A 23,229-nucleotide genomic window follows, 5' to 3' on the forward strand; every position below is an offset into this window, starting at 1 on the left:
ATTTGGAGTAACTTTCAAATTTTCGTTCGCCAGTTTCTGAGAATACAAAATCTCTTCCTTGATGGCTTGTTCCAACTGCGGATGTATCGACTGCATGATTCTTTTTTAGGCCACTAAGATAACTTGCGTACTTATCTAAGTTGTTTCATCTCGATTAAATGTCAGGTCGAGTTTTCGCCTTGTGTTCTCGATACATCCCGACTGAAATGTCGGGATACTCGAACTGACAGGGCGGAAGTATCGAGACAGACATGTTACGAAATAACATTGTTTTCGTTTTCAAATTTCCGGTAAGAAAGCATCACAGCAATTGCAGCCAAAAGAACCATCACCCCAAAAGCCATTGCGATTAAATGAAATTCCAACGTTCCAGCAATCAATTCTTTGGTAGCTAAAACGATATTCACCACTGGAATTAGAGCCGTTACTTCATTGAGCTCAACTCCTGGGAAAAATCCAACCATTGCTGGTAAGATAATTAAGATGTTGAGAGGTGAAATAATGCTTTGTGCTTCCTTGAAACTCTTTGCGCGAACTGCTATTGGAATCATAATTCCCGCGAAAAAAACAATTAAAGGAACAAGTAAAGCATACAACATGATAATAAATGTTGGTGACAAAATATCTTTGATTGCTTTTAGTACAACAGGATCTTTTACAAGGTCTAGCACCTCAATAGCCAAATAAATTCCCAATAAATTGAAGGTAGCAGCTAACAAACCTGAAAGTACGACAACTCCCATTTTACCAAATAAAATTTTCCATCTTGGAACTGGAGTCGTAAGCAATGTTTCAATTGTTGAGCGTTCTTTTTCACCCGTAAAAAGATCTATTGCAGGGAACATACATCCCATAAATCCAAAGGCAATGAACAAATAAGGTAAAAATCCGCCAGCTAGTTTTCCAATCATTTCTTTGCTAGAAGCAACATTGGAGTAAGCAACTACGAATGGAGTTATTTTCGCTTCGTCGATCTTCAATTGAGCATAACGTTGCTTTTTCCAATTTTCTTGAACGTATGACAAATAGGTTTCAGCACGATCTTTCATGCCTAAATCCGTTCCATCGTGAAATACAGTTACAGAAATCGGTTTCATTTCTTTCTTCAATTCTTCCGCATTGTTCGGAACATAAATTCCTACTTGAACAGAATCCGAACGAATGGCTTTTATTAAAGAAATGGTGTCTGTAAAAGGAATGAACTCTTTTTTTCCAAGTACAGATGGAACTTTCAATAAATCGGCTTCCAAACTACCCACTTGATTACTAATCAAACCTATTTTCACTTTTTTCTCGGCAGCCTCTTTTTGAAAGCTGTCAGAAATAGACATGAAAACACTCATGATTATTGGGAATACAAGTGTTGGAATTACAATCATCATCATGATTGTTCTGCGGTCGCGCAAAGTATCGCGTAACTCTTTTTTAAATACAGTAAAAATCATGGTTTTTCAGTTTTTTGATCGTTAACAATTCGAATAAATTCTGCGGTAAGATTGGGAGCTTGTTGTTGTTGTCTGAAAGCATCCATGGTGTCATTGAATAAGACTTTTCCTTTGTGAATGATGGTAATGTCATCGCATAATAAATCAACTTCTCCCATAATGTGACTGGAGAAAATAACAGTCTTTCCTTGATTTTTACAATCACGAATCAGCTGAATGATATTCTCTGCAGTGATGACATCTAAACCGCTTGTTGGCTCATCAAAAATGACAACTTGTGGGTCGTGAATCATGGTTCTACAAATGGAAACCTTTTGTTTCATTCCTGTACTCAATTTTCCAATCCGCTTGTTTTGGAAATCGTTCATATCGAGTAAATCGTAAAGTTTCTTTTTCCGTGCTTCAATATCACTTTTTGAAACCCCATACAATTCCCCGAAATAGGAGATAAGTTCATTGGGTGTCAGGCGTGCATACAAACCAGCAGAACCAGTGAGGAACCCAATATGCTTGCGTGCTTCTTGTGGATCTTTTACAGCATCAACTCCATCAATGAGGATACTTCCTTTTGTTGGTTTGAAAATAGTCGACAACATGCGAAGAGTAGTCGTTTTTCCAGCTCCATTTGGGCCAAGAAGTGCATGGACTTTTCCTGGAGCACATTCAAAACTGATATCATCAACTGCTAGAACCGAATTTTGGGTTGTTCCCAATTCTTTTTTCTGCTGTCGATTTAACGTAAATGACTTACTGAGATGCGAAACCTGTATCATATTAAGAGATTATTCTACTAAATTAATAAGTTGTTCCAATGAATACCAGTAAATACGGATGAAAGTGATTTTTTAGGATGAAAGGTTGTAAATAATTACGAATTACGAATTACGAATTACGAATTACGAATTACGAATTACGAATTACGAATTACGAATCTTTTTTTAATTAGTAATTTGTAAAATCTGAATAAGCTTGTTTATCAGCTAATTTATTTAATCCATCCTGGATTACTATACTCAATTCTTTGGGTTTGGAAACAGTCATTAAATGTGAACCACCTTTAATGATGAAATCGGGAGACGCATTTGAAATCTTGAAAATTCGGTCGTTATCACCATGAATGTGAAGAATGGGAGATTTCGTTTTCTTATTTCTTTTCCAATTCGTGATTTGATGAATCGCCCATTTGGTAAATATGGGGTCAGAATCTTCCAAAATTCCAGTTAACTTATTCTTTTCTGTTTTCGTGGTGGTACCAAATAACCAGTAATTTATCCAATTGCCTTTCAATAGGAGTTGGATTGGCATCAGTTTATGAAATCCAATTTTTCCACTCACTCGCATCATTGCAGGAAGCTCCAAACGGGATTTTACACTCGAAATGATTAAAACTGAGCAATTTTCAAATAAGAAACTCATTTCTTGAGCAACTATTCCTCCAAAAGAAATACCAATCAGTATTGGTGAAGGAACTTTGACATGCAAACTCAATTGTTTTACGTATGATTCAAGCGATTGATTGGGTTTAACGGGTTCCCAAGGAATGAAAACCGGAGTGAAGTCACCGAAATCTATTTGATCGAAAACGCGCTCATCTGCTCCTAAACCAGAAAGTATATAACAAATCGATTTTTCCATTCCGAAAAGTTAGTTACTTCTTTTTTTGCGTAAACCGAGTTTGTAGGAAACGCCCATTAATATATTGGTGGTGTTTGTGATTACCTGTCCATTATTGGATAACGGAAGGGAGCTAATATTCACCAGCCCAAAGTTGTTTCTGAGTTCCAAAGAAACATTCCAGCGGGTTTTAATGGGAACGCTTAATCCAAAACCGCCAGTTAGTCCATAATCGAATTGTTTGAAGTTTTTCGTGTTCGTTTGATTGATTGCTTTGAAATGTTCTGTTTCCGCTATTCTGTCAACTTCTTTAAATAGAAAACCACCATAAGCTCCTGCATTTAAGAAAAATTTAATGTTTTTCCCAAATGAAAATCGAGCTAAAATAGGAAGTGTGATGTAATTGAATTGAGATTGAAATATGGAATTGTCAATGAAAGTGCCATTTTCATCCGTAACCTGAATTTCCATTTGATGTCCTTTTCTTTCGTAACCAATTGCTGCACGAACTGAAAAAAGTTTGGGTAGATTGTATTGAAAAGTGAGGGCAAATGATCCATAAATGATCGATTCATACTTTAAAAATGGAACTTTGTTTCCTTTTATTTTACAAACATTCGGACCACCTTCAAATCCCAAATCAAATTTATTGACTTGGGCTCTTAGCGATGTTGTGACTAAGATAAATAAGAAGATGATTGTTAGTGATTGTTTCATTTAGATTTTTAGAAAATAGTTGTCTCGTATTAACGGAATCCCATTCTATATACAACGCCTAAACGTAAATCGGTAGTATTTGTTTTAAGGTTGGAATTAGCAAATGGACTAATATTGGTGAGTCCAGTATAATTACGGGCTTCTAATGAGATAACCCAATAATCATTTATAGGAACTCCAATTCCAAGTCCTGCTGAAATTCCGAAATCCCAGCGGTTAAAACTATTTGTTGCTTTTTGTTCACCAGAATAACTTGGTGACTTATAGCGACTAGTTACGTTTAAAAGATAGCCGACATAGGGACCGGCGTTCACAAAGAAATTGATTTTCTTTCCAAAGGTTGCTTTTACTAAAATGGGTAATGTCAAATAATCAAAGCGTGAGGAGTGTTTTCCTGTTTCGGCATTATTACCAAATGGATCTACTAAAGTAATAGATTGTTGATAACCTTTTTGCTGATAAGAAACCCCTGTTTTAAATGAAAGGAATTTTTTGGTGTTGTATTGAAAGATAAATCCAGCAGACGCGAAAATTTTAGGATCGAATTTCGTATTGAAAACTGTTGTTCCAGTTAGAAGACTCAAATTTGGTCCGCCTTCAATTCCAAAATCAACCAAACTGTTTTGAGCTTTAAGTGAAGTAGTTGCTGTGAGAGTGAAAAAAGTAATTGCGAATATGAAACGATTCATGCTAATTTGTTTTTGATTGACCTAAAGTAAGAACGCTAAGTTTTTGGAAAAATTTTAAAGGCTATAAAAAATCAAAGGGTTTAAACTTATACTTTAAACCCTTTGATTCATTCTTTTTAATGGTGATGTCCATGTGCCCCGTGGGAATGCCCATGCGCAATTTCTTCATCAGTTGCTTGTCTAACTTCCAAAATAGAACCTTGGAAAAATAAATCTGTTCCAGCAAGTGGGTGATTGAAATCCATGGTAATTGTATCGTCTGTCATTTCTAATATTGTTCCTCTTAAATGATTACCATCGTTATCTGTCATTGGCAAAACGGCACCAACGTTAATTTGTGTTTCATCAATTTTTCCAGATTCATCAAAGAATACAGAAAGAGGAATGATTGCTACGTGTTCGTCATTTTTTTCACCGTAAGCCTCCAATGTAGGAATAGAAAATTCAAATGTATCTCCTGCTTTTAGTCCGTGAATATTTACTTCGAAAGTTGGAATGATACGTTCAATTCCATATAAAAACTCCATTGGTTGATCTTTCGAAGTTTCTTCGATATGTTCTCCTGTTTTGTGATTTGTCAACTTGTACTGCAAGGAAACCACCGTGTTTGTGTCTACTGTCATCGTTTTTCAATAATTTGGGAATAAAGGTAATGGAAATTCATGCAAACTAATCACAAATCGTTCCTTTATGCTCGCTATGTTGGTATAAATTATCCAGTTCTTCGAGTTCTTTTAATAATTCAGCTGAAGGTGGTTTGTTGGTTAGTTTCGATAAATCGGGTTGACCCGCATCTACCCAAGCAGTGTACCAAATGGAACCAACTGCAATGATTGCTTGCCGCATACGTCTTTCTACCATTCCATTCATGCGGTTTTGGTATTCGTCACAAAAAGCTTTGGAGTAAGTTTGTATGACGACATTTCCGCGCGTTTCGTAGGTGTATTTTTGATCGCTTGGAAATTCTGCTGTTAATTCTTTTTCAATCGTAAGTACAGAATCAACTGCTGCATTGGAAGCTTTTACAGCATCCCAAGCAAAATCAAGAACGTTTGGAATGTATTTTCCTTTCCCAACAAAATAATCGTATTCTTCGGCATTGATTTCTACAATTCTACTTTCCCACAATCCGTGAATTCCACGCTGTCCCGTCATTTGACCATTGTAGTTTTCCGTTGTGTGTAGAGGAACATGTGCATCACCTATGTAATGACCAATTTCAGTGGCATTTTTCAAAATCAAGTCGATATTTTTTGATTCAAATGCTTTTTGAAGTCTGTTCTTCATCACTAAAATATGCCAAGGAACAATTCCGTAAGCTTGAAGGGTGTCTTCTGAGAATTTAGCTACTGCTTCTGTCCATTTTTTAGGGACGAGTTCAAATGGATCTTGACCATTTACAGCGTAATGATCGATGTCGATGTAATGTCGTTGTGCTTCACCATCAACGCCATAGCGCCTTTTGTCAGGGTCTACAGCATGTTCCGTAATGAATTCGATGTTTTCTTTAAAGAATCCAAACATTTCGGGCGGAAGTGAAAACGTAGCTAAACGATTGATGCGTTTATGTCCAAAAAAGCCCCAAAGATTCGGGTTTGGAAGTTTCGAATAGGGAAGAGGACCAGTATTTCCTGCATTTGAAATGAACAGGAAGGATAGTAGAATAATGCTAGTTCTCTTGAATGTTGACGAGTTTACCATTTCTTAAAATTGGAATCACGTTTGTTTGATTAGGCGTCAAACAATACTTGATGTCTTCATTCAAATTTAAGTTTTTTAATCGTCTTCTGTGCGAACTTGACTTTAAAAATCCCAGATAATTGTCTTTTGCTGAAAGATATAGGTATTTCGCAGCGATAGATGAATCTTCCACTGAAGTGAAATTTCCCGTATTAATTAAATGATCACAAATGGCTCCCGCACAAATTGAATCTTCTAAATTGAATTTATCTTGCCAGCCAGAACACAAACACAAAATATTCTTGTTTTGTTTTTCAAGCCATTCATTCAAGTAGTTTAGATTTAAGAATGAACCGACTACGACCGTTTCAGCATCTTTTGCAACATCTAAAGATTTCGTTCCGTTGGTGGTTGTCAAAACGACTTCTTTCCCTCTAAATTCTTCTTTCATGTATGAAAAAGGCGAATTTCCGAAGTCAAAACCTTCCACAATTTGACCTTTTCTTTCAGCACCAGCTAAATATCCTTTTTGTTTGTATTCCCAAGCTTCTTCCACTGTTGGAACGGGAATGATGGATGCAATTCCATTGTCGAATGCAGCGCAAATTGCAGAAGTTGCTCTTAGCACATCAATCACAACGACGATTTCAAATTCATCTTTAAAATACGCATACTCACCTGGAGTATAACAAACTTCAACCAACTTTCTTGTATCCATATCGAGGGCGAAGGTAGTAAAATCAGATCGATTTTAGCGATTCTTGTGTTGGTTTGAAAATCTTAGCGTCTGCTACAAATGTTCCAAATGGGAGCAAAGAAGCTAAATATGCCCAAAATTTTGTTTTCAAGCTCCATTTAGTATCTGTGGAAGCCCAAAAAACAAGAAAAACGTAAGCAATGAATAAAACTCCATGCGCCATTCCCACAATTTTATTAGGAGTTGTAATATCCAGTTGGTATTTCAAAGGCATGGTAATTAGAAAGGAAAGAAAAGAGATTCCTTCTAAAACAGCGATTACGCGTAGTGCACCGAGAGCAGACTTAAAATTCATGTTTTTTGTTTGCAAAATTAGGGATTGAAAGCTGAATTATTGGTACAATTCACCGATAATTATTGCTTGTGATATTTCTTTCCATCAATCTCCATATACCATTCTCCACCTACTTCATAAGGTTCAGCAGTGACATTAAAAGTACGTGGCGTTTGAGAATTGAGTCGAATGATTGTTCGTTGTTGATTGATTTCTGGAGTTCCTGATAATTTTGCTGTACAAGTACATAGATTTACTCCACAAGTATCTCTGCAATCTACTTGATAAGTTCCAGTAGTTCCCGAAAATGTCAATTCATCAGAAACGAATTCTTCAAAAGCAGAATTGTACTTTGCTTCACTATACCAAGTTCCTTCAAAGTCGGCATTGTATTTTAATAGTGGTTTGTTGCATGCAAGCAAGAATAAGACTGCTGTAGTAAGAAAGAGGATTTTTTTCATTGTTTTTTATTTTATTAGACTTAAGATGAAAAACTATAGACAGAATCTTGTCTTTTGTCTAAATTCTCCGAGTCTTTTTGATTCGTATATGGTGTTCTTTTTAATAAATAGTTCTATTTCTTTCTAGCCTGTAATTCAAATAATTCATCTCTCAAACGTGCAGCTTCAATGAAATCCAAGTCTTTGGCTGCTTTTTCCATTTGTTTGCGCTTCGCTCCAATTGCCTTTTCCAACTCTTCTGGATCTTTGTAGTTTACAGTCGGTTCTGCAGCAAATAATCCAGTCCCAGCTTCGTAAGGAGTGTATTTTTGAGAACGCGTTTCTGGATCACCATCTGCAACTTTTGTCGATTTCAAAATGACCTCTGTTGACTTATTTAAAGCAGTTGGAACAAGTCCGTGTGCTTCATTGTATTCTATCTGCATGGCCCTTCTGCGTTCCGTTTCCGAAATGGTTCGTTCCATCGATTTCGTCATTTTATCGGCATACATAATTACACGACCATTGATGTTTCGTGCTGCTCTCCCCACAGTTTGTACTAAAGAACGTTCATTTCTCAAAAATCCTTCTTTATCGGCATCTATGATAGCAACCAAACTTACTTCGGGCAAATCCAATCCTTCTCGAAGTAAATTTACTCCAATGAGTACATCAAATTCTCCCAAACGCAATTGACGCAAGATTTCAACCCGCTCAATGGTATCAATATCAGAATGAATATAGCGACAAGCAATTCCCAGTTTGTCTAAGTATTTTTGCAACTCCTCGGCCATTCGTTTGGTTAGAGTTGTTACCAAGGTACGTTCATCCTTTTCTATTCGAAGCTGCATTTCCTCAATCAAATCATCAATTTGATTCAAGCTCGGACGCACTTCAATAATCGGATCCAACAATCCAGTTGGGCGTATCAATTGCTCTACCACAACTCCTTCCGACTGCTCCAATTCATAATCCGCAGGGGTCGCAGACACATAAACGATTTGGTTGATCAAGGTTTGAAACTCATCAAACATCAACGGGCGATTGTCCATTGCTGCTTGAATGCGGAAACCGTAATCAACTAAATTTATTTTGCGGGCGCGATCACCACCATACATTGCTCGAATTTGAGGCATTGTCACGTGACTTTCATCGACAATCATTAAGTAATCATCTGGAAAATAATCCAACAAACAGAATGGGCGAGTTCCTGGTTCACGTTGGTCGAAATAGCGTGAATAATTTTCAATTCCAGAACAATAGCCCAATTCCCGCATCATTTCCATGTCGTACGAAGTGCGTTCTTCCAAGCGTTTTGCTTCGAGTATTTTCTTTTCTCGTTTGAAATTTTCCACTTGAATCACCATGTCTTCACCAATTTGGTCAATGGCTTTTCGGGTAGTTTCAGGACTGGAAACAAAAATGTTTGCAGGATATATTTGAATTTCTTGAAAAATTTCTATTTCCGAGTTGTTCTCAGGATCGATGGTGCGAATACGCTCAATTTCATCTCCCCAAAACTCCACACGTAAGGCATAATCTGCATAAGCCAAATGAATATCAACAGTATCTCCTTTTACTCTAAAAGTCCCGCGTTTGAATTCTGCTTCTGTCCGTGAGTACAAATTTTCAACCAAACGCAGTAAAAATTTGTTTCTAGGAAACAATTGTCCCACATGAATAGGAATAATCGAATTGGCAAATTCATTCGGATTTCCGATACCATAAATACAACTTACTGAAGCAATTACGATGACATCTCTTCTTCCAGAAAGCAATGCAGATGTGGCAGAAAGTCGTAGCTTTTCAATCTCATCATTGATTTGCATATCCTTCTCAATGAATGTGTCTGTGACAGGCAAGTAGGCTTCGGGTTGGTAGTAGTCGTAATAGCTTACGAAGTACTCAACCGAGTTGTTTGGAAAAAACTGCTTGAATTCTCCGTAAAGTTGGGCTGCAAGCGTTTTGTTGTGTGACAAAATCAACGTTGGTTTTCCCGTTTGTTGAATCACATTTGCCATTGTGAATGTTTTTCCACTTCCTGTAACCCCTAACAGGGTTTGAGCAAAGTGCCCATCATCAATTCCTTTTACCAATTGCTTGATTGCTTCAGGTTGATCACCTGTAGGTTTGAATTCAGAAACGAGTTGGAAATCCATAATAACAAATATACGAGTTTCCAATTTCTTTTGACATTTACATTTTGCATTTTGAATTATAAAGTATCTTTGCATTTCGTTTGAAAACAACAATCCTATGATGAATCAATTCCATGAATTTACAGCTCTGATGACAGAGCATCCTTTGAATGCTGTTTTATTGATTCTTGGAATTTTACTACTTGAAATTATTTTATCATTTGACAACGCGGCTGTTCTTGCAACAATGGTAAAAGATTTACCGAAAGAGCAACAAGCCAAAGCGTTGAAATATGGAATTCTTGGAGCTTATTTTTTTCGTGGTTTGGCCTTGATTTTGGTAGAATCTATCTTGAGTATTTGGTGGTTTAAACCAATTGGTGGCGCTTATCTGATATATATGTGTATCAAGCATTTTTCTGCAAGAAGTGTTCACCAAGAAATCGAAGATGAGGTTCAGGAAACGAAAAAAAGCTTTATTTACCGCGGAACAGTGGGTGTAATCGGAATCTTTTGGTCGACAGTTTTAGCGGTTGAATTTATGGATATCGTTTTTTCCATCGACAATATTTTTGCTGTTGTTGCTTATTCTGAGAATATCGTTTTGATTTGTATTGGAGTATTCATAGGCATTCTGGCGATGCGATATGTTGCTAAATACTTCGTGGTTTTAATGGAAAAATACCCTTTCTTGGAAAATTCTGCATTCCTCGTGATTGGAATCTTAGGAGTAAAGTTGTGTTTGGCATTATTGGTTCATTATGTACCATCTACAAAGTGGATTGAATCGGAGCAATTTGATTTGTGTGTTTCTGGTTTAACCCTTGCAATTTTCGTTGTTCCCATCCTTTTTCATAAAGCGAAAAAAAACTAAATCGAATTTTTATTGTTTTCATTCAAAGCAACCTCTGTTTTTAAATCAATAGATTGCATCTATGAATCAACCAATGAGCCCATTCATTTTTTAATGAGAATAACATGAATACATTCATTAAGTCTCAATAATCTATTTTTCAGCATTTTAACTTGTTAATTATCGACCTTTTTACTTTTAATCGTTTTTTTTCACAATAGTATACAACTATGGAGATTTGGTAAAATTACTTTATTTTTAATCAACACTTTAACTACTCAATTATGAGAAAAACACTACTTCTATTATCGCTGACTTTTTTGTCTGTAGTTAGCATGAATCTGGTGTTTTCTCAAAACGATGAGAAAAGCACAATCATTGGAAATCTGGCAGATGATGAAACCGCAGCGAATATCGTGGCTGATGCTTTAGGGAATACCTACGTGGCAGGAAAGCAAAATAACAAAGGATTAATTGTGAAACAAAATGCAATGCATGTTCCTTTGTGGAGTAAAACGCTTTCGTTTAGTACAAATCCGACCAATAATACAATGATTACATTCCTGGATATTCTCGGAGATACCTTAATTGGTTGTGGAACTCTCGGTGTATCCGGTTCAATGACCGGTTCTTTTTACTTTAAAATGAATGCGCAAACAGGAGCATTGTATTGGTCCAAATTTAATATGACTTCAATCAGTGCTGTCTGGTGTATGCGCTATTCGAACGGAAAATTCTTTTTGGTGGGTTCTGTCCATAATGTACCAGATTTCTGCGGTAAAGTATGGGCTGTTTCTTCCCAAACCGGAAATGTGATTTGGGAAACTCCTTTACTGCATTATTTGCTTCCAAATCCATCGAATATGACGAATCATACGCTCTTTGTGAGTGCAACTAAAATGGTCAATGGAAAATTATTTATTACTGGATTTTCGGATAATACGATTGGTGAAAAAACACCTATTGTAATTGGGATTACTGAAACGGGGACTGTCTTTTTTGAAAAATACCTTTCAGTCATCGTTCCGACCGGAGGATCTTTCAAGGCGCGGGGAACTATCATCCATTCGGATATGAATGGGAATCTCGTTCTGGGAGTAGATAGCGATAACACGAATTTTTTTGCAGATCTTTTTTTAGTCAAGAGTGATACTTTGGGAAATATCCTGTTTTGCAAAAACTACAATGTGGATAGTAATGCAATCGGATCAATAGCTGCATTGAATGAAACCGCAACCAGTTATGTGTTTTTTGGAACGAATTGGGGGTATTTTGATGGAACATATACATTAAAAGTAGATAAGGGCGGAAATGTTGAAAAATGCGTTGGGATTTCAAAACCAAATATTTCAACAGGAACTGCCATAGGAGTATTTGGACGTTCGCTTGGAAACAGTATGTTCCTAAATGGGAACCATTATTTTACAAGTACAGAAACCTCTTATTCTATCTTTCAAACGGATATCAACCAGATTATCCTGGATGAAGAACTCACTACTATTGAGGATTGTTCGCAGCTTTTCGAATTACCTGTTCCTACAATTGATGCGATTGCTTCATTTCAACCTTTGACTGTTTCGTATATCCCTAATATTACGCCTTTTCAGAACGGAGGCATATTAGCGGATGTTACATTTTCTCCTAATTGTGAGAATATTTCTCTGGACTTGGTTCAAAATACAGGTTGTCAATCAATGATCACTGCTAACGTGGCCGGTTTCACTGACCCAACATTTTACTGGTCTACCGGAGACACAACTGGTGTAAATATGCTTTCAGTGAATATAACCGATACGATCTTTCTTCGGGTACTCGACACGAAATGCTGCGAATTAATTGATACGATTGTTCCTGTAATCATTCCGTCTACTTTTACGATGAATCTTCCGGCTGATACGAGTATTTGTCTTCAACCTGGATCTTCGTTTACAATTACACCAACATTCTCTGGGGCCAATGCACCTGTTCAGTATTTATGGAGCGATAATTCTACAGGAACTTCTTTAAACATCACACAATCAGGGACCTATTGGTTAGAACTTTCAGATAGTTGTTTGACAAGAATAGATTCGATTGTGATGATAGTTAATTCACTTCCAGTTATTGGGAATATAGCGAACGTAAGTGTTTGTGAAGACGATTTTCCTGCAACGTTAAATCCTACAGTTTCTTCTGGAGCAAGTGTTTTATGGGACAATGGAGTTATAACCCCAAACAGAACTGTAAACGTTCCTGGATCTTATATAATTGCTGCAACAAATTCCTGTGGAACCACGAATGCCGCTGTAGTTGTTTCTCAGATCAATTTGCCTGATGTACAATTGACTGCTTTGGTTGATACGTGTATTCAATCTGGTGCAAGTATTGTTTTAATACCTGTATTAACGAATGTAAATACGGTACTTTGGTCGAATGGCAGCACGGGAATTCAATTAACGGTTTCTAATTCTGGAACGTATGTTGTTTATGGTTCGAATCAGTGTGGAATCGATTCGGCAAATACTATTGTAAGTGTTAATTCACTTCCGGTTATCGGGAATACAGCAAATGTAACGGTGTGTGAAGGTGATTTTCCTGCGATTTTAAATCCGACGATTTCTGCAGGCGCTAGCGTTTTGTGGGATGACGGAACAGTATCAGCACAAAGAAGTGTGAATGGTCCGGGATCTTATACGATTTCTGCAACGAATAATTGTGGAACCGTGAATGCGGTCATTTCAGTTGCTCAAACGAATTTACCTCATGTACAGCTTATTTCATCGATTGACACATGTATTCAAAATGGAGGAAATATTGTTCTTATTCCAACTTTTTTAGATGTAAATAGTGTTCTTTGGTCGAATGGAAGTATTGGAAACCAATTAACGGTTTCTGCAAACGGAAATTATACCGTTTACGGGTCAAATAACTGTGGGATTGATTCTGCAACTTGTTCTGTGGCCATTAAACATTTCCCAGAATTAGATCTTCCAACGAATTTGGATACTTGTTTCGAAATAGGAGTAGGATTTTCATACACTGCTTTGGGCTCAGTTGGTTCTTACCAATGGAGTTCGGGCTCACAAAGTGCAACGGAATGGATTTCCCAAGAAGGTGTTTATTCGTGCACCTTGACAAACCAATGCGGAAGTATTACCGATTCCATGCGGGTTCGTCGTTTGACAGCCGTTGATTTGTATTTCCCCAAGGATTCGCTTTTGGAGTGTGAAAAGCAATTGTCCGTTTCTAATTTGCAGATTGAAACGAATTATAACCTGGAAATTTTTGCCCCGAATGGCGATTTGGTGGGAACCTTTTTAACTGAATCAGGCTGGTATGCAGTTCATGCTTTCAACGCTTGCGGTGAAAAATGGGATTCTATTTATGTGAATTTACAGAATGAACAATTCTTCTATTTGCCCAATTCCTTTACTCCAAATGGAGACTCTTACAATGATCGATTTGAATTCAAAGGTGAAAATATCATCGTTCGGGACATGCGTATTTTCAATCGTTGGGGAGAAGAAGTGTTTTCACAAGCAGGAGCTTTCACAGGTTGGGATGGAATTTATCGTGGAGAAAATTGTCCAGATGGTGTGTATGCCATTCGTGTAATCTATGAAGACTGTTTTGGCATTCCCACAGAGTTTAGCGGACATGTGAGTTTAATTCGATAAAAGATCAAAGAATAATACCTTTGCACCCAACGAATTATCAGATATCACGTTATTGTTAAATAGAAGATTATTAATGAATAAATTATACTTTTTAATTACGTTACTTTTCATGCTGATTTCAGCTAATGAACGTGTTTTTTCTCAAAATGACGTAAAAAGTACCGTGATTGGGAATCCTTCTATTATGGAATCGGCGGCAAATATTGTGGCAGATAATGCAGGAAATACTTATATCGGAGGACTTCAAGGAAACAAAGGGTTGATTGTGAAACAAGATCCACTTCATGTAACAATTTGGAGTAAGACACTTTCATTTACAACAAATCCGAATGACGATGTAACCATTGCATTTTTAGATATTATCGGAGATACAATCTTTGGCTGCGGGAAAATTCATCAATTCAATCAGGCGAAAGGAACATTCTATTTCAAGATGAATGCGCAGACAGGAACGATGTATTGGTCTAAATTCGAAGTAATATCTAATGGTTATTTGTCCTGTATGCGCTATTCCAATGGAAAATATTTTCTGATTGGTGGAAGTTATGGTTCTGCACAAGTTACAGCTGGAAAGGCATTGGCTGTTTCGTCTCAAACTGGAAATTTAATTTGGGAGACTCCTTTATTGAAATATTTCATGCCACTAACAGCAACGAGTCCTACCACTCGTGCATTTTTCTTGAATTCAACAGAAGTGAAGAATGGTCAATTCTACATTACAGGATATACAGATGGAAATACTTCAGGGGTAACCAATTGGTTAGGAATGCCTTTATTAATTGGGATTACGGATGCTGGTTCCGTTTTTATGGAGAAACACCTATTGTTTCCTTATACTCCGACAAATGCTCAGCGTTTTGAGGGGGCTCAGATTCGTTGGGACATGGATGATCATTTAGTTATTTCTTGCTTTGAAATGATGGGAGCTTCCCCACAGTTTAATAATACGATTGTTGTTAAGTGTGACCTATTGGGTAATATCTTATTCGCAAATGGGTACGATATAGGAACGAATGTTACATGCACGGTTGATGCTATGAATGAAACAGATTCGAGCTACGTATTATTTGGTTGGGGTGGATTTTCAGTTGGACCTTTTGATGGCTTATATGTACTCAAAATAGACAAAGCGGGAAATCTTGAAAAATGTAATAGCATTCAAAAACCCAATGTATTTTATAATCCCTTAAGTCTTGGATGGACGCATTTGGTTGGGAATAGTGCATTTGTAAACGGGACTCATTATTTTACGATGGAGGAAAGTTCCGATATCAATCAGTTTATTTTAAACGAAGAGCTCGATTTTATTGATGATTGTTCACGATTGGATAGTTTACCTGTGAATGTAAATCCGCTCTCAGTTTCGATGCCTCAGTTGTTGAAGGTAATTCTCCCAAGTACGATGATTTTTCAAGATGGGGCTATTTTGGAAGATGTTCCAGTTTTTGCTTATTGCGATGGAGTTTCATTGGATTTAGTTCAAAACTCGGGGTGTAGTCAGGCAACGATTCAAGCAAATATAGCTGGTTTCACTGATCCAACATTTTATTGGTCAAATGGATCGTCTTCTGGAAATACTACAATCGCTAATACAACAGATACGGTTTTTGTTCGCGTTTTAGATACCAAATGCTGCGAATTAATCGATACGATTGTTCCCGTTTTGTTTCCATCTTCTTTTGCAATGAATCTTCCTGCTGATACAACAGTTTGTCTTCAATCTGGAAATTCATTTACGATTACACCCACATTCTCTGGAGCAAATGCACCCCTTCAGTATTTGTGGAGTAATACTTCAACAGGGACTTCTTTGTCAATAACTGCTTCTGGAACATATTGGGTAGAACTTTCTGACAGTTGTTTGACATTGCGCGATTCGATTGTTGTTACGGTGAGTTCGCTTCCAGTTATTGGAAACACACCGAATATTACTGTTTGCGAAGACGATTTTCCTACGACTTTAAGTCCAACAGTTTCAACTGGTGCATCTGTTTTGTGGAATGATGGGCTGTTAACTCCTCAGAGAAGTGTAAATGGTCCTGGTTCGTATACGATTTTTGCTACAAACGCTTGTGGAACTGTCAATGCAACGATTGTGGTTTTACAAACGAATTTATCGGATGTTCAACTTATTTCATCCATTGATACCTGTCTTCAAAACGGAGGTGTAATTATTCTTGTGCCGACTTTTTCAGATGTAAATAGTGTTCTTTGGTCGGACGGAACTACTAGCAATCAATTGTCCGTTTTGGGTTCAGGAATGTATACCGTTTATGGCTCAAATGCTTGTGGAATTGATTCTGCAACGTGTTCTGTTATAATTAATCATTTTCCTGAATTGAATCTTCCAACGAATTTGGATACGTGTTTTGAGATAGGAGTAGGATTTTCATATACAGTTATCGGTTCTCAAGGTTCTTACCAATGGAGTTCGGGCTCACAAAGTGCAACGGAATGGATTTCCCAAGAAGGTGTTTATTCGTGTACCTTGACAAACCAATGCGGAAGTATTACCGATTCGATGCGTGTTCGTCGTTTGACAGCCGTTGATCTCTATTTTCCAAATGATTCGCTTTTGGAGTGTGAAAAGCAATTGTCTGTTTCCAATTTGCAAATCGAAACCAACTACAATTTGGAAATAGTTGCACCGAATGGAGATTTGGCAGGAACTTTTATCACCGAATCTGGCTGGTATATCGTTCATGCGTTTAATGCTTGCGGCGAAAAGTGGGATTCAATTTATGTGAATTTGCAGAACGAACAATATTTCTATTTACCAAATTCCTTTACTCCAAATGGAGATTCTTACAACGACCGATTTGAATTTAAAGGAGAGAATATCATCGTTCGGGACATGCGCATTTTCAATCGTTGGGGAGAAGAAGTGTTTTCACAAGCAGGAGCTTTCACAGGTTGGGATGGAATTTATCGTGGAGAAATTTGTCCAGATGGAGTGTATGCCATCCGTGTTATTTACGAAGATTGTTTTGGTATTCCCACAGAGTTTAGCGGACATGTGAGTTTAATTCGATAGTTATTTGATTCTATTTTTTTTGTTAAGGTGTTGAAATTAAGAGGTTTGATTAACTCGTGTGTTCTCTTAGCTTTTGATTGTGTTTTTTCGTTATTTAAATTTTCAATTAGTTATGTTTCCGTTAAATAGTTGTCTTCTTGTAGAATAGTATTACATTTGTCCCAAACTAATTTATAACTTACATAAAATGAAAAAAATTATTTTCGGTACCCTTAGTGTTGCTTTGTTAGCAGTTACAGTTACTTCTTGTGGTAAAACAAGTACAGGTAAAATGGCTAATGAGTGGAAAGTTTCTTCTTATAATAGTGTTGCGACTGAAATCGAAACAAATGGTGATAAGACAGTTACAACAACTACAATGACAGAAACGGCTTCTACAGTTACAGAAGTTGAAACAAGTGGGTCTAATTCACAAACAAGTACTTCAGCTGCAACTGTTAAGGCAAATGATATGGCTATTGAAAAAGACGGGACATGGACATGGACTACTGGTCTTTCAGCAACTAATGGTAATGTAACTCAAACATCTAACGTTGTTCGTTCTGGTACATGGTCTTTTGTTTCAAAAACTAAAGGTGATGAGTTCAAAAAGAATGAGCGTGTAATCTTTAATGTTTTAGCTGAAAATTCTACAGGTTCATCTACAGTTGGATCAATAACTACATCATCTACAAACAATAGTACATATTTAGCAGGTGAGAATGTAATGGTTTTTACAGTTAAAGAATCTAAGAAAGATGAATTACAGTTAGAAATGGATGCTAAAAACACATATACTAGCGGTAACAATTCAAGTTCTTATACTGAAACTCAAAGTTTCACGTTGACAGGAAAATAAAAAGTCTTTTAGACTGATATGAAGAGGGAAATCAATTGATTTCCCTTTTTTTGTTGCTACTAATCTGGTTAAGTGTTTGATAACTTTTTGTTAAAGTGTTGGGAGTTGATAGAAATATCATACCTTTGCACCCTAATTTATAACTTACGTAAAATGAAAAAAATTATTTTTGGTACTTTAAGTGTTGCTTTTTTAGCTGTAGCTATTTCTTCTTGTGGTAAATCAAGCAAAGGAAAAATGGCTAATGAGTGGAAGATTACTTCTTATGAGAAAAATGACACTCAGACATCGAATGGAAATCAGACAGTCATTAAAACATCAATGACTGAAACAGGTGTTACTCGTACAACTACTAATGGTGGAACTACAACTACATCAACAGGTACTGTTAATACTAACGAGATGACTATTGACAAAGATGGTACTTGGACTTCAACTCAAGATATCTCAGGTTCATATGTTCTTTTAGGAACTACATATACTACCAATACAAAAACAACTGAAAGTGGAACTTGGAGTTTTGTTGCAAAAACAAAAGGTGATGAGTTCAAGAAAAATGAGCGTGTGATTTTCAATGTTTTGACTGAAACTACAACAACTACTCAATCTGGAGGTTCTACAGGAACATCTACAGATAGTTATACTTATGCATCTGGTGAGTTAGTAAGAGTTTACACAGTTAAAGAATCTAAAGGGAAAGAATTGGAGTTAGAAATGACTACTAATAATACAAATACTAGCGGTAGCAATAATAGTACTTATGTTACTACTACTACAATTGTTTTAGCTGAGAAATAATAAAAGTCTTTTAGACGATATGGAGGGGCTGTCTTTTAAGACAGCCTCTTTTTTGTTATAATAATAGCGAAAGATTGAAATGACTGGTTATCATGTGTGCAAAAGCGATGCTGAATTTGGAGTTTTTTATCTTCTTACTCCAACACAACTGACTGCTTTAACTTAAAGGGATAACAAATTGTCAGGACCAGTGATTGGGACCTCGTGTACTTGAAATGGAAGAAAGTGGTTGTGGACAGTTTGAGGATTTTTGTTCAAGGAAATTTAAACCTGGGGTTGACTGAGAGCGATTTGTCTCATCAGTTGAGTATTTATCTGAATCCAACCAGCAGAGAAGTGTTTGTAAAAGCAGATTTCCAAATAAAAATGATTCGTATTTTAGTGCTGAAGGATGGCTTGTTTCTTCTCTGGAGCAAGCGAATGAGGAAGTAATCATTTTATTTTAGATCTGTCTGTGTTAAATCCTGAGATTTACTTCCTTCAGACAGAAGACTTAAAAGAGATGGAGAGAGAGAAAATAATGGTGGGATAACGATAGATCTTATTTATTGAATATCTTTAAGATATCATTCGAAATCTGAACGGCCATGAAAAAAATTATTTATTACACCTGCATTACTTTTGCATCAATTGGAATCACTTCATGTGGAAAAAAGACCAATGCAAAAATAGTAAATACATGGAGAGTCGTCAGTTATTCTCAAGAAACCACTGATGGAACTAACACTTATATATCTTCTATAGGTGATTCTCCCGAGACTCCAAATGAGTTAATAATCGAAAAAGATGGTACCTGGATCTGGAAAAGAGGATATTCTAGTTCGGGAACTATTTTTGGAGGTTCTGTATTTTTGACCAACAAAGGAGTCATTACCCAGAGAGGGACTTGGAGTTCTGTTATGAAAGTGAAAGGGGGTAATTTTATAAATAATGAGCATGTATTGTTCAATACTTTGTCTGATTCAAAGATCAATACGCAGACAGGAGGGGGCAACAATCCTCTTTTTCCAGATACAACCACATCCAGTTCACAGACTTACCCGACTGGAGAAAAAACGATTGTTTATACCGTTACAAATTCAACCCCTAAAGAATTGTGGTTGGAATCAGAAAGTTCACAGGATAATTCTTCAGGAGGAGTATCATCCAAAAAGATAAGGCTTACTTTAAAAATAAAAGAATGAGAATGACTCCATTATGGCGGAGTCATTCTCATTTTATTCTCTCTCTTAATTCAATCCACCTCTTACATAAGAGCTAAATTGATCACTAAAAGTTGTTCCGTTTTCAAGTTCTGATTTGCTTAGTTTTTTACTTTCAACCAATCCCCACAAAACAAATTCTTTCAAGAAATGCTTCTCGTTTGTAAGTACTTTCGGTTGGTATTTCTGAATCAACGTTTCTAAAGGAGTAATCGCGTCTAATTGTGCGTGATAGGTCTTATCATCTGCGTCGTCTGAAAGAACAAACTCATCTTGCTCGAAGAACCAATCTACGATTTCTTGGTATGGACCACCTTCTCCTGGTTTTTCTAATTTTTCCACTTTCGGGAAATAGCTTTCAAATAAGGTTTTTACGGCTCTTCCAATCAATTGTTCAGCGACATAGTAGCTTCCTTCTTGTTCACCTTCGTACACCAATTCCATTTTCCCAGTTAATGCAGGGATAATTCCAGTGAAATCAGCTAAACGAACACTTGTTTTTAGATTTTTACTTTTCAATCCGCGTAATTCGGCTGCACTCACCAAGTTTTCAAAAGCAGAAATACTCATACGAGCGCTTACTCCACTTTTCACATCGATGTATTCACTTTCACGTGCTTCGAATCCAATTTGTTCGATGATATCCATTGCCAAACCTGGAACGGAAATATTTTCTTTTTGATCACCTTCCAATTTTGCTTCTTGTTCTGTGATTGCTCGTGCAATTTGAATCGTTTCAGGGTAATGCGTTAAAATTTGAGAACCAATTCTGTCTTTCAAAGGCGTTACAATACTTCCGCGATTGGTGTAATCTTCTGGATTTGCTGTAAATACAAATTGAATATCTAGTGGGAACCGCAATTGGAATCCACGAATTTGAATATCTCCTTCCTGTAGAATATTGAACAAGGCAACCTGGATTCTAGCTTGTAGATCGGGTAATTCGTTAATGACGAAAATACAACGGTTTGCACGCGGAATCATTCCGAAATGGATCACACGCTCGTCTGCATACGACAATTTCATATTCGCTGCTTTGATTGGATCTACATCTCCGATGAGGTCAGCAATAGTAACATCTGGAGTTGCTAATTTTTCTGCAAAGCGTTCATCTCTGTGAACCCAAGAGATTGGTGTTTCATCTCCTTTTTCAGCAATCAAATCCTTCGCATAGCGTGAAAGTGGCGCCAAAGGATCATCGTTAACTTCCGAACCCTGAATAATCGGCATCCATTCGTCCAATAAATTGACCATCAAGCGCGCTAATCGGGTTTTTGCCTGACCGCGCAATCCCAATAGATTGATGTTGTGTTTTGCTAAAATCGCACGTTCCAGTTCAGGGATAACTGTATTTTCATATCCGTGAATACCTTCAAAGGGTTGTTTCCCTGTTTTCAATGCCTCCATTAAGTTGGAACGCAATTCTTCCTTAACGCTTTTTGTTTGGTATCCTGATGCCTTTAATTCGCCTAATGTGTTGATTTTTTTCATACGTTTTTCTGTGTGTGTTTAATAGTTCAAATTGAACCCTTTGAACTTTTTCTATCCTCTAATTCGTTTAATGCGATTCGTTTGGTAATCTTCAAAAATCATTTGTCCCAATCCTTGAATTCCCGTGTAGAATGCCTTTCCTTGATTTGCTGCTGTAAATTGTTGAATAAATTGCTGTAAATACGGATCCTGCGCAATCATGAAGGTAGTAATCGGAATGTGTAGTTTTCTCGCTTGCTGAGCAGTCGTATAACACTTATCCACAATGTATTTATCCAATCCATTGGAGTTCATGTAATAAGATCCATCTGGTTCAATGACACAGCTTGGCTTTCCGTCGGTAATCATGAAAATTTGCTTGTTGGTATTGCGTTTTCTGCGTAATAAATCCATGGCTAATTCCAAACCTGCTACTGTATTAGTATGGTATGGGCCAACTTGCAAATAAGGAAGTTCTTTTGCTTCGATCGCCCAAGCATCGTCTCCAAACACTAAGATGTCTAGTGTGTCTTTTGGATAACGTGTTTTAATCAATTCAGCCAAAGCCATTGCTACCTTTTTGGCTGGAGTGATTCGGTCTTCTCCGTACAAAATCATACTGTGACTGATATCAATCATCAACACGGTGCTCATTTGTGCTTTGTAGAAACTTTCTTCAACAACCAAATCGCGCTCGTGGAGTTGAAATTCGCTCATTCCATTATTGATCTGGGCATTTCTTAAGCTTTCTGTCATGGAAATTTTTTCCAATCCATCTCCGAAGTTAAATTGACGGTAATCACCCGTTTGTTCGTCGCCCGTTCCACTATGTTTGGTGCGGTGATTCCCGAGACCGCTTTTCTTTAAGTTTCCAAAGATTTGCTCCAATGCGTGCTGACGAATGGCGCGTTCCATTTTAGAAGTAATATCGGTTCCGCCACTTCCTTCTTCGCCTGTTTTGTCTTTGATGTAATTCTTTTTCCGAAGATCTTCAATGAAATCATCAATGGTGTATTCTGCCGTTGTGAGTTCGTATTCTTTGTCTAGAACCCTTAACCAATCAATGGCTTCATCAAAATCCCCCGACGTGTGTGTGATTAATTCCTTAAAAATCTCGAACAGTCGATCAAAGGGCGATTGCTCGGGAGCGGAATAGGATGTAAATACAAATCCTTTGCGCATAGTGCTGTTTGTTTTAGTTGTTGATTGACCCTTAGTTGGACGAAATGTTCGGTCAAATTGTTATTGTAAGAAAAATGCATTTTTGAACGAATAAAGGTAAGCGAATAAATCCAGTTTCATGGAAAATTTAAGCCTTAAAATTCGTTAAAAAGAGGTGTCATTTGCATCTTTTCGTAAAACCTTAAAACTCCTTTACATGCGTGTTCGAATCTTTCCTTTTTCTGCGAAGTAAACAAAGTATCAAAATCAAAAAGGGTGCCGCTAGGGCCAAGAACATCCCATAATGAAAAATTACCTTGGACAATAAAAAAATGATTCCAAAAAACAACACTACATAAATAATGGCAAAGTGGATATTATTTCGTTTGCGATAATCTAAAAAGATTAAAAATGGACAAATTAGAGTAGAAATAAGGAGTAAGTATTGGAATAAAAACATCTA

General features: G+C 36.9%; 19 protein-coding genes. 6 read left to right on the forward strand and 13 right to left on the reverse strand.

Annotated elements, in window-relative coordinates; genetic code table 11:
- Positions 1-254 precede the first annotated feature (254 nt).
- The 11 genes from FLUTA_RS13045 to uvrB form a co-directional block, all read right to left on the reverse strand.
- Positions 255-1,445 (reverse strand): ABC transporter permease, encoded by a 1,191-nt coding sequence (locus FLUTA_RS13045; protein WP_013687354.1) that lies wholly within the window; start codon positions 1,443-1,445, stop codon positions 255-257.
- Positions 1,442-2,218, reverse strand: coding sequence for an ABC transporter ATP-binding protein (locus FLUTA_RS13050; RefSeq protein ID WP_013687355.1), 777 nt, complete (start codon positions 2,216-2,218; stop codon positions 1,442-1,444). Before FLUTA_RS13050 ends, FLUTA_RS13045 begins: the two co-directional genes overlap by 4 nt.
- Before the next feature lie 169 nt (positions 2,219-2,387).
- Complete coding sequence (locus FLUTA_RS13055) at positions 2,388-3,080, reverse strand: hypothetical protein (RefSeq protein WP_013687356.1); 693 nt, start codon at positions 3,078-3,080, stop codon at positions 2,388-2,390.
- A 9-nt stretch (positions 3,081-3,089) separates the two neighbouring features.
- Positions 3,090-3,776: a porin family protein gene (locus FLUTA_RS13060; protein WP_013687357.1), complete on the reverse strand. Its 687-nt coding sequence runs from the start codon at positions 3,774-3,776 to the stop codon at positions 3,090-3,092.
- 29 nt (positions 3,777-3,805) lie between these two features.
- Positions 3,806-4,465, reverse strand: coding sequence for a porin family protein (locus FLUTA_RS13065; RefSeq protein ID WP_013687358.1), 660 nt, complete (start codon positions 4,463-4,465; stop codon positions 3,806-3,808).
- Between the two features lie 116 nt (positions 4,466-4,581).
- Positions 4,582-5,088 (reverse strand): FKBP-type peptidyl-prolyl cis-trans isomerase, encoded by a 507-nt coding sequence (locus tag FLUTA_RS13070; RefSeq protein ID WP_013687359.1) that lies wholly within the window; start codon positions 5,086-5,088, stop codon positions 4,582-4,584.
- 46 nt (positions 5,089-5,134) lie between these two features.
- Complete coding sequence (locus tag FLUTA_RS13075; RefSeq protein ID WP_013687360.1) at positions 5,135-6,166, reverse strand: zinc dependent phospholipase C family protein; 1,032 nt, start codon at positions 6,164-6,166, stop codon at positions 5,135-5,137.
- The gene (locus FLUTA_RS13080; protein ID WP_013687361.1) at positions 6,135-6,863 is read right to left on the reverse strand and encodes a 2-phosphosulfolactate phosphatase; all 729 of its coding nucleotides are present in this window, start codon (positions 6,861-6,863) and stop codon (positions 6,135-6,137) included. The genes FLUTA_RS13075 and FLUTA_RS13080 overlap by 32 nt, the downstream gene beginning before the upstream one ends.
- 22 nt (positions 6,864-6,885) lie before the next feature.
- Positions 6,886-7,197 (reverse strand): DUF3817 domain-containing protein, encoded by a 312-nt coding sequence (locus tag FLUTA_RS13085; protein ID WP_013687362.1) that lies wholly within the window; start codon positions 7,195-7,197, stop codon positions 6,886-6,888.
- 59 nt (positions 7,198-7,256) lie between these two features.
- Complete coding sequence (locus tag FLUTA_RS13090; protein ID WP_013687363.1) at positions 7,257-7,637, reverse strand: hypothetical protein; 381 nt, start codon at positions 7,635-7,637, stop codon at positions 7,257-7,259.
- A gap of 113 nt (positions 7,638-7,750) precedes the next feature.
- On the reverse strand, positions 7,751-9,775 hold the full coding sequence (gene uvrB, locus FLUTA_RS13095) for an excinuclease ABC subunit UvrB (RefSeq protein WP_013687364.1): 2,025 nt from the start codon (positions 9,773-9,775) through the stop codon (positions 7,751-7,753).
- 97 nt (positions 9,776-9,872) lie between these two features.
- On the opposite strand from uvrB, the gene FLUTA_RS13100 reads away from it, so the two are divergent.
- The 6 genes from FLUTA_RS13100 to FLUTA_RS13130 all read left to right on the forward strand — a co-directional run bounded on the left by FLUTA_RS13100 (position 9,873) and on the right by FLUTA_RS13130 (position 20,117).
- On the forward strand, positions 9,873-10,628 hold the full coding sequence (locus FLUTA_RS13100) for a DUF475 domain-containing protein (RefSeq protein WP_013687365.1): 756 nt from the start codon (positions 9,873-9,875) through the stop codon (positions 10,626-10,628).
- 263 nt (positions 10,629-10,891) lie between these two features.
- Positions 10,892-14,263 (forward strand): T9SS type B sorting domain-containing protein, encoded by a 3,372-nt coding sequence (locus FLUTA_RS13105; RefSeq protein WP_013687366.1) that lies wholly within the window; start codon positions 10,892-10,894, stop codon positions 14,261-14,263.
- Between the two features lie 73 nt (positions 14,264-14,336).
- Complete coding sequence (locus tag FLUTA_RS13110) at positions 14,337-17,297, forward strand: T9SS type B sorting domain-containing protein (protein ID WP_013687367.1); 2,961 nt, start codon at positions 14,337-14,339, stop codon at positions 17,295-17,297.
- A 187-nt stretch (positions 17,298-17,484) separates the two neighbouring features.
- The gene (locus tag FLUTA_RS13115) at positions 17,485-18,135 is read left to right on the forward strand and encodes a hypothetical protein (protein ID WP_013687368.1); all 651 of its coding nucleotides are present in this window, start codon (positions 17,485-17,487) and stop codon (positions 18,133-18,135) included.
- A 153-nt stretch (positions 18,136-18,288) separates the two neighbouring features.
- Positions 18,289-18,933 (forward strand): hypothetical protein, encoded by a 645-nt coding sequence (locus FLUTA_RS13120; RefSeq protein ID WP_013687369.1) that lies wholly within the window; start codon positions 18,289-18,291, stop codon positions 18,931-18,933.
- A gap of 587 nt (positions 18,934-19,520) precedes the next feature.
- Positions 19,521-20,117, forward strand: a complete 597-nt coding sequence (locus FLUTA_RS13130; protein ID WP_013687371.1) for a hypothetical protein — start codon at positions 19,521-19,523, stop codon at positions 20,115-20,117.
- A gap of 45 nt (positions 20,118-20,162) precedes the next feature.
- Here the strand turns inward: FLUTA_RS13130 and FLUTA_RS13135 are convergent, their stop codons facing one another.
- On the reverse strand, positions 20,163-21,626 hold the full coding sequence (locus FLUTA_RS13135; RefSeq protein ID WP_013687372.1) for a P-loop NTPase family protein: 1,464 nt from the start codon (positions 21,624-21,626) through the stop codon (positions 20,163-20,165).
- Positions 21,627-21,677: 51 nt separating this feature from the next.
- Positions 21,678-22,787, reverse strand: coding sequence for a vWA domain-containing protein (locus FLUTA_RS13140; protein ID WP_013687373.1), 1,110 nt, complete (start codon positions 22,785-22,787; stop codon positions 21,678-21,680).
- Between the last annotated feature and the right edge of the window lie 442 nt (positions 22,788-23,229).

It is taken from the genome of Fluviicola taffensis DSM 16823, assembly GCF_000194605.1.
Classification (GTDB): domain Bacteria; phylum Bacteroidota; class Bacteroidia; order Flavobacteriales_D; family Crocinitomicaceae; genus Fluviicola; species Fluviicola taffensis.